The organism is Vibrio sp. SBT000027 (assembly GCF_963894355.1).
Taxonomy (GTDB): Bacteria; Pseudomonadota; Gammaproteobacteria; order Enterobacterales; family Vibrionaceae; genus Vibrio; species Vibrio splendidus.
Genome location: NZ_CAWQGD010000004.1, coordinates 922,618 through 937,099 on the forward strand (window position 1 = coordinate 922,618; position 14,482 = coordinate 937,099).

A 14,482-nucleotide genomic window follows, 5' to 3' on the forward strand; every position below is an offset into this window, starting at 1 on the left:
AGGTACTTATGCTAAATAAAGAATTAGAGACGAGTTTAAATGGTGCATTTGCTCGTGCGCGAGACAAGCGACATGAATTCATGACTGTCGAACACCTCCTACTAGCATTATTAGAAAATGATGCGGCCAAGGAAGCGCTCCAAGCTTGTCAGGCTGATCTCGATGCTCTTCGCAATGAGCTCGATATTTTTATCGATCAAACAACCCCACTTATCCCAGAAAGTGACGAGACTCGTGAGACTCAGCCTACGTTGAGCTTCCAACGAGTACTTCAACGTGCTGTTTTTCATGTTCAGTCTTCAGGTCGTAGCGAAGTTACAGGTGCAAATGTACTTGTGGCTATTTTCAGTGAGCAAGAATCTCATGCGGCATATTTACTCAAGAAAAACGACATTAGCCGCTTAGATATCGTTAACTTTATTTCTCATGGCATTACCAAAGCCAGTAACGAAGGTGATAGTTCATCACCGTCTGATTCATTTGGTGGTGCAGAGAATGCAGAAGAAGCTAACTCTGAAGATCGTCTAGAAAATTTTGCAACTAACCTTAACGAAGTAGCGAAACAAGGTAATATTGACCCGCTTATCGGGCGTGATAAAGAGCTCGAGCGTACGGTTCAAGTTCTATGTCGTCGTCGTAAAAACAACCCTTTGTTAGTGGGTGAAGCGGGTGTGGGTAAGACCGCAATCGCTGAAGGTCTTGCTTGGCGTATTGTTGAAGGTCAAGTGCCTGAAATCATTCAGAGTAGTGTGATTTATTCTTTAGATATTGGTTCACTTCTAGCTGGGACTAAATATCGTGGTGACTTTGAGAAACGTTTTAAAGCGATTCTTAAGCAACTAGAGAAAGAAGAAGACGCAATCCTATTCATTGATGAGATCCACACCATTATTGGTGCAGGTGCAGCATCGGGTGGTCAGGTTGATGCGGCAAACTTAATTAAGCCATTACTAAGCAGCGGTAAATTACGTTGCATCGGCTCAACGACATACCAAGAGTACAGCAGCATTTTTGAGAAGGAGCGTGCTTTAGCTCGTCGCTTCCAGAAAATTGATATTATTGAACCATCGTTAGATGACACAACCAAGATTCTGATCGGTTTGAAGCCAAAATACGAAGCTCACCACGAAGTGCGTTACACCAACAAAGCGTTGCGTGCCGCTGTGGAGCTGTCAGCTAAATACATTAATGAACGTCACCTTCCAGATAAGGCAATTGACGTGATTGATGAAGCCGGCGCTCGTAGTCGTTTGGCACCAGCAAGCCGTCGTAAGAAAACGGTAAGCGTGGCTGATATTGAGTCAATGGTTGCGAAAATGGCTCGTATTCCTGAGAAGTCAGTATCATCTTCAGACAAAGATACGTTACAGAAACTGGATGACCGCATGAAAATGTTGGTATTCGGACAAGACCCAGCGATCGATGTATTGAGCGAAGCGATTAAGCTGACTCGTGCAGGATTGGGTGCAGACAATAAACCTGTTGGTTCATTCCTATTCGCTGGTCCTACTGGTGTAGGTAAAACAGAGGTGACTGTACAGCTGTCTAAGTTGATGGGTATTGAACTGTTGCGCTTTGACATGTCTGAGTACGGTGAGCGTCACTCTGTGAGCCGTTTGATCGGTGCTCCTCCTGGTTATGTTGGTTACGATCAAGGTGGCTTACTAACTGATGCCGTAATCAAGAACCCGCACTCTGTTGTGTTACTGGATGAAATCGAGAAAGCTCACCCAGATATCTTTAACTTGCTACTGCAGGTGATGGATAACGGCACGCTAACTGACAACAATGGTCGCAAAGCGGACTTCCGCAACGTGATTCTAGTGATGACGACCAACGCAGGTGTGGCTGAAACCGAGAAAAAATCGATCGGCCTGATCCAACAAGATCATGCGCCAGATGCGATGGGCGAAATCAAGAAGGTATTTACTCCTGAGTTCCGTAACCGTCTTGATAATGTCATTTGGTTCAACAGCCTTGATCCAAGTGTGATTAACCAAGTTGTCGACAAGTTCATTGTTGAGCTTCAGGTTCAACTGGACGCTCGAGGCGTGTCTTTAGAAGTTTCTGAGGATGCTCGTCATTGGTTAGCTGAAAGAGGTTATGACAAGACTATGGGTGCGCGTCCTATGGGACGAGTGATTCAAGAGAAGCTTAAAAAGCCTCTTGCTAATGAATTGCTGTTTGGTAGTTTGGTTGACGGCGGTACGGTTAAAGTATCCCTGATTAAAGACGATCTAGATTTCATCTATGTTGGTGCTAAAGAAGAGGTTATGCATTAAGCCTATTTCTTAATAGCTTAAGCTGTTGCTGACTGCTTATTGAGAGCGCGGTACAGCTAATCATGATAATAAACGCATGACTTCGGTTGTGCGTTTTTTTTTAGTTATAGAGTAGCTGAAACAAAGAGAAAGCTGTGGATTGGGGTTGTGGCACTGTTTGACCATAAACCGTTTATGCTGGCTAACCTACGCATATACAAACAGCGATTGGTGATACTGTTATTGGTGATACTGTTATTAGGAAGTGTATTGCAGGGGAATGTTACGAGAGACTGAAGGTGTTGTTGGGGCTCTTGGAGAGCTAACCAGGTGTTTCTTTAGTATTTGTTTGGTCGATAAAAAACGGAGCATCAAGCTCCGCTTCTTATCGTATTCGGTAATTAAAAATTAACGAGCACGGAAGACGATGCGGCCTTTAGAAAGGTCGTATGGAGTCATCTCAACAGTTACTTTATCACCAGTAAGAATACGGATGTAGTTTTTACGCATTTTACCAGAGATGTGTGCTGTCACTACGTGACCGTTTTCAAGCTCAACACGGAACATCGTGTTTGGTAGAGTATCAAGGACCGTGCCTTGCATCTCGATTACGTCTTCTTTAGCCATCTAATCCTCTTTCGAAATTTGGCGGTTTTCAACGGCTTGATTGTGCCGTTAAAATCAAAATATGTAAAGTTGTCGCGTATTCTACCCTTGCCACCGCTGATTTACTAGCCTTTGATGACGTTGAAATCGTACTTTATAGTTCATCGCAGGACATTCATCGATTTGATAACCCAAATATAACCACTGTTTCTGTTCTTTCTGGGCGTGCTGGATTTGAAACAGAACACCTAGTGTTCCCATAGAGATGTCGATATCAGGATCGAAGAAGGTATAAAATGCGCTTGTGCAGTGAGACATCACATCAGTGACGGCGATGCCGACTAACTGGTTATCATCATAGATGTGCATGAACTTTGTGGCAAGCCATTCATTTTTAGAGAATTGTAGAAACTCTTCTTTTTTTGGGGGATACATGGTTCCGGAACGGTGACGAGCGGTTATATAGCGACTATATAAGTCAAACCAGTTGTCATCCATCTCGTCTTTCAATTCCCAACGTAGTGATTTGGCTTTGTTGAGGATTCGTCGTTGGCTTTTGGAAAACTTGACTTCGGGAATCGAGAGGCGAATAGCTTGGCACGCAGAGCAATTATCGCAATGTGGCTTATAAATGGTCGCTCCACTGCGGCGAAATCCGTTGGCGAGCAGAACTTCATAATTATCTGAAGTATGCATGTGTTCATCAAGCGTGACCGCCACTCTTTCTTGAAGATGTGGCAGGTAGCTGCAAGCATGGTTATCTGTCAATCCAATTCTGATTTGTTGTAAATCTGAACTCATGAAGGCGTTCCCTCTAGCCATTGTGATTTAAAACATCCATCGCTAAGTTGGTTTTCTTTAAGTATTTTCAAAGCACTAAGGAACTCATCTCTTTCTACTTCGATAGCGCCCAAGGATTCCAAATGAGGGTTCATGACTTGGCAATCGATGAGCCTTCCTCCGAATCGTGTAAAGTGTTCACAAAAGTACCACAGTGCAATTTTAGAGGCATTGGTCTTCAGACTAAACATCGATTCACCACAAAAGACTTGGCCTCTTTGTAAACCGTAAAGTCCGCCGATAAGCTCGTCTCCTTGCCAAACCTCAACGGAGTGGCAGAAGCCTAATGAAGAAAGTTTGCGGTACGCTGACTGCATGTCACCGTTTAGCCAAGTTTCTTCTTCGGGTCTTAGCGAGGAGCAGTAGCCAATCACTTTGTCTGTCGCTTGGTTGATGCTGACACGGTAATTATGCTTTCTTTGAAACTTTTTAAGACTTTTTGACGGTTCGAATGTCTTAGGATTAAATACCGCTCGTGGTGCTGGGCTCCACCAAAGTATAGGCTCCCCTGGGCCGTACCATGGAAATATACCTTGGCTATAAGCGTTTAAAATTCGCATGGGTGACAAATCACCACCGAAGGCGAGCAGACCGTTAGGTTCATCAAGCGCGTCGAAAGGCGAAGGAAACTCTATACTAGTAGTATCAAGTTCGGTTAGGTATATAGTCATAAGTACCGCGTTACAGATTAATCACTGACCAAGAGGTCTTTAGGAGTTTTACCATGAAAAAGTTGCTTTGGATTTTACTTGTTTTGCCCATGTTGGCAAATGCAGCTTACAACAGAAACCAAGCTCGACCAGTCAATGAGGTCGTTTATGGTGAAATTGACACAGTCAGATACATTACCCAACAAGAGATCGTAGAGTCGAAAGCGAATGGTTGGGAAACCTTGTTAGGTGCGGCTATTGGTGGCTTGATAGGTAATCAATTTGGTGGCGGTACCGGCAAAGAAGTCGCAACGGCCGTCGGTGCTGTGGCGGGCGCCGGGATTGCTCGAAATCGAGGTAACACACAATACAAAGTGGAATATAAGCTCGTCGAGTTATTGGTCAAAACTAAAGATGACAAGTTGGTTAACATCATTCAAGACGTCGATAACTCGATGTTGTTTAACCGAGGTGATGATGTGCGAATTCTCTATTTTTCAGATGGCGTTCGAGTTGATCTCGTGTACTAGTATGAAAATGTGTTTGGTTGGCTAATTAATCGCCTTTATCGAGGGGATTAGCTCTGGAGTTCATTGGAAAAGTTCGTTAGTCTGCAAGTACGAAGAATTATTCATCACCCGAAAATAAATACGCGCCAGTGACTTCGGGTGGTACAAGGACTATAAGATTTAATGGAAAGCCTTACGTTACAACCAATTCAAAAAGTGAGCGGGGAAGTTAACTTACCTGGCTCAAAAAGTGTTTCCAACCGTGCGCTTCTTTTGGCAGCACTTTCAACGGGAACCACGCGCCTAACAAACTTACTAGACAGTGATGATATTCGCCATATGCTGAATGCTTTGACGCAATTAGGTGTTGATTATCAGCTGTCTGCAGATAAAACCGTCTGTGAAGTGACGGGTGTGGGTGGTGCATTCTCAAGTGACAAAGCCCTAGAGCTTTTCTTAGGCAATGCGGGTACGGCGATGCGCCCGCTGGCTGCTGCACTTTGTTTGGGGCGTGGTGAATATGTTCTGACTGGCGAGCCTCGCATGAAAGAGCGACCAATCGGTCACTTAGTGACTGCACTGCAAGAAGCCGGCGCCGACGTTGAATACCTAGAAAACGAAAATTACCCACCATTGAAGATCACGGGTACTGGCCTTAAAAGCGGTACGGTTTCAATCGATGGTTCTATCTCTAGCCAATTCTTGACGGCATTTTTGATGGCTGCGCCTTTAGCTGAAGGTGAGGTAACAATCAAAATTGAGGGTGAATTGGTCTCTAAACCTTACATCGATATCACGCTACACATTATGAAACAATTTGGTGTGGATGTGATCAACAACGATTACCAAGAGTTCGTAATTCCGACTGGGCAATCTTACTCAGCACCGGGTGATTTCTTGGTTGAGGGTGATGCATCATCTGCGTCATACTTCCTTGCAGCCGCAGCGATTAAAGGCGGTGAGATTAAAGTAACGGGTATTGGTAAAAACAGTATCCAAGGTGATATCCAATTCGCTGATGCGCTTGAAAAAATGGGTGCTGAAATTGAATGGGGTGACGACTACGTTATCTCTCGTTGTGGTGAGCTGAAAGGCATTGATATGGACTATAACCATATCCCAGATGCAGCGATGACTATCGCAACGACAGCTTTGTTTGCTAAAGGTACAACGGCAATCCGTAATGTTTACAACTGGCGTGTGAAAGAGACCGACCGCTTAGCAGCGATGGCGACAGAGCTTCGTAAAGTTGGCGCAGAGGTCGAAGAGGGTGAAGATTACATCATCGTTAATCCTGTTGCTCAACTGACACATGCGGCGATCGATACCTATGATGACCACCGTATGGCGATGTGTTTCTCGCTGGTGGCGTTGAGTGATACACCTGTGACAATTAATGATCCAGGTTGTACTTCAAAGACTTTCCCTGACTACTTCGACAAGCTGAAAATGCTGAGTCAATAAAAATGCTAAGCATATAACGGTCCAGGAAGTAAAAAAGCTTGCCTAAATGGCAAGCTTTTTCGTTATTGCTGAAGCGTAAATTCTTTTGAAAGATGGTGCGCTAAGTATTTAAACATGTTAAATACTGCGGTTGTATTCTCTGTCGGCATTCCATTGCTGTCTAAGAAGTATTCACCTTTGAAGATGAGGACATCGTCTTTTTCTACTACGCTGTTTGCGCGCATGCCTTCAATGTAGTCATCATGTGATTGGATAATTTGGTTTGCGATAAGCAGTAAATCAAATTCTGCTATTACTTTCTTTGTCATGAGTTTATCTCTGATAACTGAATATAACGTTGAGTTTATGGTGTCGAACTAGAAATTCAATGATTTCACAACCGATTAAGAGAGTCTTTTCAAACATCCACAATTTATTTTGTGATTTACGGCAAAAATAATTGAATGGGGCTCGCGTTAGATTCGCGGACAAGCTTAGTATGAGCCCGTTTAGACGTAATGCCTGATGAATAGGCTCTTGCAAGTATTCTTAGTGAGTACTTTATAGCTTCTTTATATTGTGCCCCTTTTCTCTATGAGTCGTCGAATTGTCGAGCGATCAGATCCAATTTTGAAAAAAGCGGTTGATCTTCTAGTAATCTCGCACAATAGTAAAAAAAGAAGCAATGAATTTAGAATATCATGCGTAAAAGCCCACAAGCTAAATTGTTGGTGCTGAAGCATCGTGATTAAGGACGTTAGAGTCAATATGGGTAAATCGCTCGTTATAGTGGAGTCGCCAGCCAAGGCTAAAACTATCAATAAATATCTTGGCAAAGACTTTGTCGTTAAGTCGAGTGTAGGTCACGTACGTGATTTACCAACGGCGGGTCAAAGTACTGGTCAAAAGGCTGCTGCAGTTTCAACCAAGGGTATGAGCCCAGAAGATAAAGCTCGTATCAAGAAAGAAAAAGATCGCAAAGCTCTCATTAAAAAGATGGGTATCAACCCATATCAAGAGTGGGAAGCGAACTACCAAATTTTACCTGGTAAAGAAAAAGTCGTTGCTGAATTGCAAAAACTGGCTGAGAACGCAGACCATGTTTATCTCGCAACCGATTTGGACCGCGAAGGAGAAGCTATCGCATGGCACCTTCGTGAGATCATCGGTGGTGATGAAACGCGATACAAGCGAGTGGTGTTTAACGAAATCACTAAAAATGCTATTCAACAAGCTTTTGAAACTCCAGGTGAGCTAAACATTGATGGCGTAAACGCACAACAAGCACGACGTTTTATGGACCGTGTTGTTGGCTTTATGGTGTCACCACTGCTTTGGAAGAAAGTAGCACGAGGCCTGTCCGCTGGCCGTGTTCAATCAGTCGCTGTAAAATTACTGGTTGAGCGTGAGCGCGAGATCAACGCTTTTATCCCCGAAGAGTTCTGGGATGTGCATGCTGATACCAAAACAGCAGAGAAAACAGATTTCAGACTGCAAGTCGCTCAGAAAGACGGCGTTGCGTTTAAACCTGATAATGAAGCGCAAACACAAGCTGCAGTTAGCGTTTTAGAAAAAGCTCAATACGAAGTATGTAAACGTGAAGACCGCCCAACTAAGAGTAAGCCGTCTGCCCCTTACATCACGTCTACGCTGCAACAAGCGGCGAGTACGCGTCTTGGTTACGGCGTGAAGAAAACCATGATGTTGGCTCAACGTTTGTATGAAGCGGGTTACATCACTTATATGCGTACTGACTCAACCAACTTGAGTTCAGAAGCTGTTGAAGCCGCTCGTGAATACATTGGTTCTGAGTACGGCGAGCAATATCTCCCACCTAAAGCACTTGTATACGGCAGCAAAGAGGGCGCTCAAGAGGCCCACGAAGCGATTCGTCCTTCAAGTGTAGATGTTAAGTCGGAAGACCTAAACGGCGTAGACGCAGACGCACACAAGCTATATTCACTGATTTGGAATCAATTCGTTGCTTGTCAAATGACACCTGCGCAATACGATTCAACGACAGTAAGCGTTAAAGCGGATGAGTACACGTTAAAAGCGAAAGGCCGTATTCTTAAGTTTGACGGTTGGACTCGCGTTCAACGTCCAATGGGCAAAAATGAAGATACTATTCTTCCTGCTGTACAGGTTGGTGAAAAGCTAGACTTAATCGCACTCGACCCTAAACAGCACTTCACTAAGCCACCAGCACGTTTCACTGAAGCTGCGCTAGTTAAAGAGCTTGAGAAGCGCGGTATTGGTCGTCCTTCAACTTACGCATCAATCATCTCGACGATTCAAGATCGCGGTTATGTAAAAGTTGAACAGCGCCGTTTCTATGCTGAGAAGATGGGTGAAATTGTTACTGACCGCCTAGATGGCAGTTTCAATGATCTAATGAACTATGACTTTACTGCTCGTATGGAGCAGAAGTTAGACCAAATTGCAGAAGGCGAAGCAAGCTGGAAAGGCGTGCTAGATAACTTCTTCGAAGACTTTACTGGCGATTTGGAAAAAGCGGATTTAGACGAAGACGCTGGTGGCATGAAGCCAAATCATATCGTAGAAACCGATATTGAATGTCCAACTTGTAGCCGTAAAATGGGTATTCGTACAGCTTCGACAGGCGTATTCCTAGGTTGTTCTGGTTATGCACTTCCACCAAAAGAGCGTTGTAAGACAACAATCAACCTTGGTGATGAAGAAGGTATTATTAACGTTCTTGAAGAAGACGTTGAAACAGCAGCACTTCGAGCGAAAAAGCGTTGTCCTATTTGTGAAACGGCAATGGATGCTTATCTGATTGATGATAAGCGTAAGATGCACGTGTGTGGTAACAACCCTAACTGTGAAGGTTATGTGGTTGAACACGGCGAATTCAAAGTCAAAGGCTACGATGGTCCACTTGTTGAGTGTGACAAATGTGGTTCTGACATGGTTCTGAAGAACGGTCGTTTCGGTAAATACATGGACTGTACGAGTGAAGATTGTAAGAACACTCGTAAGATTCTGAGAAATGGCGAAGTAGCGCCACCTAAAGAAGACCCAGTGCATTTTCCTGAACTTCCATGTGAAAACTCAGATGCGTACTTCGTACTTCGTGACGGTGCTTCTGGTCTATTTATGGCAGCGAGCAACTTTCCTAAATCACGTGAAACACGTGCGCCATTAGTGGAAGAGCTGGTACGTTTTAAAGACCGTATTTCACCTAAATTCCAATACCTGACATCAGCACCAGTTGCTGATCCTGATGGCAAGCCGACAGTCGTTCGTTTTAGTCGTAAGACCAAAGAGAACTACGTTCGTACTGAAGCGGATGGTAAACCATCTGGTTGGACTGCGTTGTACATCGATGGTAAGTGGGAAATTACGGATAAACGTAAAAAGCCTAAAGAGAAGTAACTGAACGTTATTTGAAAAAAACAGCCATTAGGCTGTTTTTTTTTGACCAAAATACGACTAATTATGCAACTGGTTGATTTTGTGTATTGATTGCGAGAATTTATTAAATTCACAGGGTAAAATAAATGGAGGTGATTAATTATATCTTCTTATGCAACTTTAACGAGAATGTAACTTAATTCAAATATTGTAACTCAAAGATCAGTGTTTAGTTGTATACCTGATGTGTGACGGGTGTTAATGTAATGTTTCGCCCGCACGGTGTAGTGTGAGCTGCTTTAAGTCTTAGGAAAGCAATCAGCTTACATAGCACAGAATGGCGTATTAAAAATTGAAATCGACCGAAAAGTCGATAACGTATATAAAACCAAGTGCAAAGAATAGTGCACGCATAACAACGTTTGGCTTAGGATATTGTCACTGTATGTGAATGAATATTCGTTAAGTACCGAAATAAGTGTTAGTGCTCATCCCCCAGAGGAAGACACCTCTACGAGTACTGACATCGACAAGCTATAGATATATGGAGAATAAAATGGCTGGTGTATTGGGAATGATTCTTGCTGGTGGTGAAGGCTCTCGCTTAAGACCTTTGACTGAATCTCGCAGCAAACCCTCGGTTCCTTTCGGTGGTAGTTACCGCTTAATTGATTTCGCTTTGAACAACTTCGTTAATGCTGATCTTATGAAGATCTACGTATTAACACAATTTAAGTCACAATCTCTGTTCCACCACATGAAAAAAGGTTGGAATATCAGTGGCATCACAGATCGTTTTATCGACCCAATTCCTGCGCAAATGCGTAAAGGAAAGCGTTGGTATGAAGGCACAGCAGATGCTATCTACCAAAATATGGGTTTTATGGAGCTGGAAGAACCTGATCAAGTCTGTATTTTTGGTTCTGACCATATCTATAAAATGGACATCAAACAAATGCTTGATTTCCATAAAGAAAAGAAAGCAGCATTAACCGTCTCTGCACTGCGTATGCCGCTTGCTGAAGCATCAGAATTCGGTGTTATCGAGGTTGATGCTGAAGGCCGCATGATTGGCTTTGAAGAGAAGCCTGCAAATCCTAAGTCGATTCCGGGAGACCCAGAGTCAGCGCTCGTTTCAATGGGCAACTACGTGTTTGAAGCGAAAGAACTTTTTGCTGAACTCACGGAAGATGCAGATAAACCTGAATCTTCACATGACTTCGGGAAAGACATTATTCCAAACATGTTCCCACGTGGTGATGTGTTTGTTTATGATTTCAGCACCAACCGTATTACTGGTGAGAAAGAAGAAGTTTACTGGCGCGATGTAGGTACGATTGATGCGTACTGGCAAGCACATATGGACCTTCTTAAGAAAGATGCACCATTCTCGCTATACAACCGTAAATGGCCTCTACACACTTACTATCCGCCACTACCACCAGCTACATTTACTGACTCGGCTAATGGTCGAATTCAGATCATTGATAGCCTTGTGTGTAGCGGTAGTTACGTACGTGGTTCGCGTATTGAAAAGAGTGTATTAGGCTTCCGCAGCAATATCGCATCAGCGTGTGATATTAGTGAGAGTATTTTATTAGGTGATGTGAAGGTGGGCGAGGGTTGTATACTTCGTCGCGTTATCATTGATAAAGATGCAGACATCGCACCAGGCACTCAAATTGGTGTAAACCTGACAGAAGACAAAAAGCATTACCACGTATCTGACGATGGTGTAGTTGTTATTTCTAAAGGAGCACGAGTTGGTTACTAAAACTCTCTCGGTACTTTTTGTAGCGTCTGAAGTTGAAGGCTTGATTAAAAGTGGTGGCTTGGCTGATGTAGCCAAGGCACTGCCGAAAGCGTTACAAACACTCGAACAGGACGTTCGAGTGACTATCCCCGCGTATAGAAACATTCCAAACATTGATGCAGCCGAAGTCATTTTATCGACCGAGCTCGATCATTGGCCTCATACCGCTTACCAAGTCAAAAAACTGAGTGTAGAAGGTGTTCAAGTTTTTGGTATCGAATGTGCCAAATATTTCGACCGTCCAGAAATGTACGCAGAAAATAATCAAGCTTACGCAGATAACGGAGAGCGTTTCTCGTTCTTCAGTGCAGCCTGCCTTGATATGCTTCCTAAGCTTGGCTTCCAACCTGATATCATTCATGTAAATGACTGGCATACAGGCTTTGTTCCTTTTTTGCTTAAATCACGTTATCAACAACATGATTTCTTTGAAAATACGCGCAGTGTTATCTCAATTCATAACGCAGTTTTCAAAGGTGTGTTCGCATACGATGAACTGCAATTTCTACCAGAAATGCATAGCTACAATGTGCCTGAAGCTTCAGTGAGTGACACGCATGTCACAATGCTGAGAGCCGGCGTGATGTGTGCTGATAAGGTGAACGCAGTCAGTCCAACGTATGCCGAGGAGTTGAAAACGGAATTAGGCAGTCATGGTATGGCAGCAGAATTCCAGTACAGATCCGCGGATCTTTTTGGTATTTTGAATGGTTGTGATTACGGAGCTTGGAACCCGGAAACGGACGCTTTCCTCCCTCGTAAATTCAAAGCGACAAAGCACAGCATGGTTCGTGGGAAGTCAGCTTGTAAGCAAAAACTGCAGCAAGATGTTGGCCTCCCCGTCACCGAGTGTGCGGTTTATGGCATGGTTTGTCGTTTGACTAATCAGAAAGGTGTTCATTACTTACTGCCTATCATCGAACAGTTTTTGAAAAACGATCTTCAGATCGTGATTGTCGGTACTGGTGATCCAGTTTTAGCGAGCCAGCTGAAAGAGCTGTCGGCACTTCACTCAGATAAGTTCTCGTTTGTAGAAGCGTATAATAATGAGCTTGCGCACTTAGTTGAAGCGGGTTCTGATTTCTTCTTGATGCCTTCGGAGTTCGAACCTTGTGGCTTAAACCAAATCTACAGCATGGCTTACGGTACGTTACCGATTGTTCGCTCTGTGGGCGGTTTAAAAGACAGTGTGAATAATTACGATCAGGATCCCGAGATAGCGACCGGCTTTGCTTTTGAAGAGCCAACACCGCAAGCGTTACTGGCAGTATTGCATCGTTCATTACTACTTTATGCACAAAATCCCGCTGAAATTAAACGTGTTCAACTTTACGCGATGCAACAAGATTTTAGTTGGGAAGATGCGGCAAAGGAATATCTTACGATGTACCATTCTGCATTTTAACGTGCTGAATTAGCTGTAAAATAATCTGATGTATAACAACTGAACTTAATAGTAGAAGGCGCTCTGATAGTAGAGTGCCTTTTTGTTTTCTGGTCAGATCACATCACGTTTAGGAAGAGAAAACTTGCAAACTCATTTTAGTCAGGTAGAAAAGGTGGGGTAGGTATTCACATGACTAATGTTAGGTTTGACACTATTATCACTTAAATTTCTTGATTGCGTGATATCCTTAGCCATCGCCTTGTGATGAGGCAGAGCTCCATTCCAATAATTAAAGCGATAGGTATGTCTGAGAGTTTACTATTTCATAAAACATTTACTCACCCTACGAGCGATGAGTGGGTTGTATTTGTGCATGGCGCAGGAGGCAGTTCCTCCATTTGGTTTAAGCAGATCAAAGCGTATAAACAGCACTTCAACTTGCTTCTCATTGATTTGAGAGGGCATGGTAAATCAGACAACATCCTCAAAGAGCTGATTTCGAATCGTTATACGTTCAAAGCGGTAACGCTCGATATTCTTAAGGTGTTAGACCATCTGAAAATCCGTTCTGCACACTTTGTAGGCATGTCTTTGGGCACGATTATTGTCCGTAATGTCGCAGAGCTAGCGGCTGGCCGAGTACGTTCAATGGTGCTAGGTGGTGCCGTGACCAAACTCAACACTCGCTCTCAAGTCTTAATCAAGTTGGGTAACTTGAGTAAGCACATCATTCCTTATATGTGGTTATACAGCCTTTTTGCTTACGTTGTGATGCCACAAAAAAGCCAAAAAGAATCACGTCACCTGTTTATACGCGAAGCCAAAAAGCTGTGCCAAAAAGAGTTTAAACGCTGGTTTATCCTTACGGCTGATGTGAACCCATTGATGAAGTACTTCAAAGACCGAGAATTGCCGATTCCAACTTTGTATTTGATGGGCGAGCGCGACTACATGTTCATCAAGCCAGTAAAAGAAATGGTAGAAGCGCATAAGTCGAGTGAGTTGGTAGAAATTGCCAACTGTGGGCATGTGTGCAACGTAGAAAACCCTGAAGAATTCAATCAACGATCTATCGCTTTTATTCAAAAGCAGATTCAGTGATTCTTTAGCAGAACAGATGCTCGAATAGAATTGAAATAAAAACGGGAAGCTAATTTTAGCTTCCCGTTTTTATTTGGAGGAGGTATCTGACCGAGTTGTTATATAAGGCCGTTGGAGCCACTTCACCTTTCAAAACCTGCTATTCAGGTGAAGCAGCACCGCACTGCCAACAAGAACCGAATTGTGCTTCGTTGACTTCATGGCATTCTCCGCAACGCCACTCTTCATAAATGATCGAATCTTGCTGTTTCTGGTAGTCATTAACAACTGCCCGGGCTTTGCTCGCCAATTCTGGCTCATATAACCATACGTAAGGGTCAGTTTCTTCGGTAAATGGGATTTCCCCTTTCAAACCGAATAACCCTTCACCACGAACTTCACACGCAATATTCACACTTTCTAGCAATCCACAGATGATGTGGGCTTCTGTCGGATTCGATGCACTGAAGATTTTCATTGAGATAGAACCTTATCTGGCTATATGCATTATTTAG

12 protein-coding genes are annotated in these 14,482 nt (G+C 43.4%); 7 read left to right on the plus strand and 5 right to left on the minus strand.

Annotated features, from left to right (window positions below):
• Positions 1-8: 8 nt before the first annotated feature.
• A complete protein-coding gene (gene clpA / locus AACU28_RS14050; protein WP_004736550.1) occupies positions 9-2,282 on the plus strand; it encodes an ATP-dependent Clp protease ATP-binding subunit ClpA in 2,274 nt (757 codons plus the stop codon).
• 387 nt (positions 2,283-2,669) lie between these two features.
• On the opposite strand, the gene infA is transcribed toward clpA, so the two are convergent.
• The 3 genes from infA to aat all read right to left on the minus strand — a co-directional run bounded on the left by infA (position 2,670) and on the right by aat (position 4,378).
• A complete protein-coding gene (gene infA, locus AACU28_RS14055) occupies positions 2,670-2,888 on the minus strand; it encodes a translation initiation factor IF-1 (protein WP_001040192.1) in 219 nt (72 codons plus the stop codon).
• Between the two features lie 81 nt (positions 2,889-2,969).
• Positions 2,970-3,668, minus strand: coding sequence for an arginyltransferase (locus AACU28_RS14060; protein WP_121603087.1), 699 nt, complete (start codon positions 3,666-3,668; stop codon positions 2,970-2,972).
• Positions 3,665-4,378, minus strand: a complete 714-nt coding sequence (gene aat / locus AACU28_RS14065; RefSeq protein ID WP_121603088.1) for a leucyl/phenylalanyl-tRNA--protein transferase — start codon at positions 4,376-4,378, stop codon at positions 3,665-3,667. Before aat ends, AACU28_RS14060 begins: the two co-directional genes overlap by 4 nt.
• A 53-nt stretch (positions 4,379-4,431) precedes the next feature.
• Here aat and AACU28_RS14070 point away from each other — a divergent pair, with 53 nt between their 5' ends.
• A complete protein-coding gene (locus AACU28_RS14070; RefSeq protein ID WP_004736438.1) occupies positions 4,432-4,887 on the plus strand; it encodes an outer membrane lipoprotein in 456 nt (151 codons plus the stop codon).
• Between the two features lie 162 nt (positions 4,888-5,049).
• Positions 5,050-6,330, plus strand: a complete 1,281-nt coding sequence (gene aroA, locus AACU28_RS14075; RefSeq protein WP_017078162.1) for a 3-phosphoshikimate 1-carboxyvinyltransferase — start codon at positions 5,050-5,052, stop codon at positions 6,328-6,330.
• Positions 6,331-6,392: 62 nt separating this feature from the next.
• On the opposite strand, the gene AACU28_RS14080 is transcribed toward aroA, so the two are convergent.
• Positions 6,393-6,638, minus strand: coding sequence for a YciN family protein (locus AACU28_RS14080; protein ID WP_004736440.1), 246 nt, complete (start codon positions 6,636-6,638; stop codon positions 6,393-6,395).
• Positions 6,639-7,077: 439 nt separating this feature from the next.
• Between AACU28_RS14080 and topA the strand changes: the two genes are divergently transcribed.
• The 4 genes from topA (at position 7,078) to AACU28_RS14100 (ending at position 13,988) form a co-directional block, all read left to right on the plus strand.
• Positions 7,078-9,708 carry a type I DNA topoisomerase gene (gene topA / locus AACU28_RS14085; RefSeq protein ID WP_017095683.1) on the plus strand — a complete coding sequence of 877 codons (2,631 nt, stop codon included), beginning with the start codon at positions 7,078-7,080 and terminating at the stop codon, positions 9,706-9,708.
• A 523-nt stretch (positions 9,709-10,231) separates the two neighbouring features.
• Positions 10,232-11,461 carry a glucose-1-phosphate adenylyltransferase gene (gene glgC / locus AACU28_RS14090; protein WP_076648142.1) on the plus strand — a complete coding sequence of 410 codons (1,230 nt, stop codon included), beginning with the start codon at positions 10,232-10,234 and terminating at the stop codon, positions 11,459-11,461.
• Positions 11,451-12,905: a glycogen synthase GlgA gene (glgA, locus tag AACU28_RS14095; RefSeq protein ID WP_121603089.1), complete on the plus strand. Its 1,455-nt coding sequence runs from the start codon at positions 11,451-11,453 to the stop codon at positions 12,903-12,905. Before glgC ends, glgA begins: the two co-directional genes overlap by 11 nt.
• Before the next feature lie 285 nt (positions 12,906-13,190).
• A complete protein-coding gene (locus AACU28_RS14100; RefSeq protein WP_004736445.1) occupies positions 13,191-13,988 on the plus strand; it encodes an alpha/beta fold hydrolase in 798 nt (265 codons plus the stop codon).
• A 139-nt stretch (positions 13,989-14,127) separates the two neighbouring features.
• Here the strand turns inward: AACU28_RS14100 and AACU28_RS14105 are convergent, their stop codons facing one another.
• A complete protein-coding gene (locus AACU28_RS14105; protein ID WP_017078165.1) occupies positions 14,128-14,445 on the minus strand; it encodes a putative signal transducing protein in 318 nt (105 codons plus the stop codon).
• Between the last annotated feature and the right edge of the window lie 37 nt (positions 14,446-14,482).

Excerpts from the sequence above, each read along its gene's own strand:
- infA (WP_001040192.1), bottom strand. The coding sequence starts at position 2,888 with ATGGCTAAAGAAGACGTAATCGAGATGCAAGGCACGGTCCTTGATACT.
- AACU28_RS14100 (WP_004736445.1), top strand. The coding sequence starts at position 13,191 with ATGTCTGAGAGTTTACTATTTCATAAAACATTTACTCACCCTACGAGC.
- AACU28_RS14070 (WP_004736438.1), top strand. The coding sequence starts at position 4,432 with ATGAAAAAGTTGCTTTGGATTTTACTTGTTTTGCCCATGTTGGCAAAT.
- glgC (WP_076648142.1), top strand. The coding sequence starts at position 10,232 with ATGGAGAATAAAATGGCTGGTGTATTGGGAATGATTCTTGCTGGTGGT.
- AACU28_RS14060 (WP_121603087.1), bottom strand. The coding sequence starts at position 3,668 with ATGAGTTCAGATTTACAACAAATCAGAATTGGATTGACAGATAACCAT.
- clpA (WP_004736550.1), top strand. The coding sequence starts at position 9 with ATGCTAAATAAAGAATTAGAGACGAGTTTAAATGGTGCATTTGCTCGT.
- AACU28_RS14105 (WP_017078165.1), bottom strand. The coding sequence starts at position 14,445 with ATGAAAATCTTCAGTGCATCGAATCCGACAGAAGCCCACATCATCTGT.
- AACU28_RS14080 (WP_004736440.1), bottom strand. The coding sequence starts at position 6,638 with ATGACAAAGAAAGTAATAGCAGAATTTGATTTACTGCTTATCGCAAAC.
- topA (WP_017095683.1), top strand. The coding sequence starts at position 7,078 with ATGGGTAAATCGCTCGTTATAGTGGAGTCGCCAGCCAAGGCTAAAACT.
- aat (WP_121603088.1), bottom strand. The coding sequence starts at position 4,378 with ATGACTATATACCTAACCGAACTTGATACTACTAGTATAGAGTTTCCT.
- aroA (WP_017078162.1), top strand. The coding sequence starts at position 5,050 with ATGGAAAGCCTTACGTTACAACCAATTCAAAAAGTGAGCGGGGAAGTT.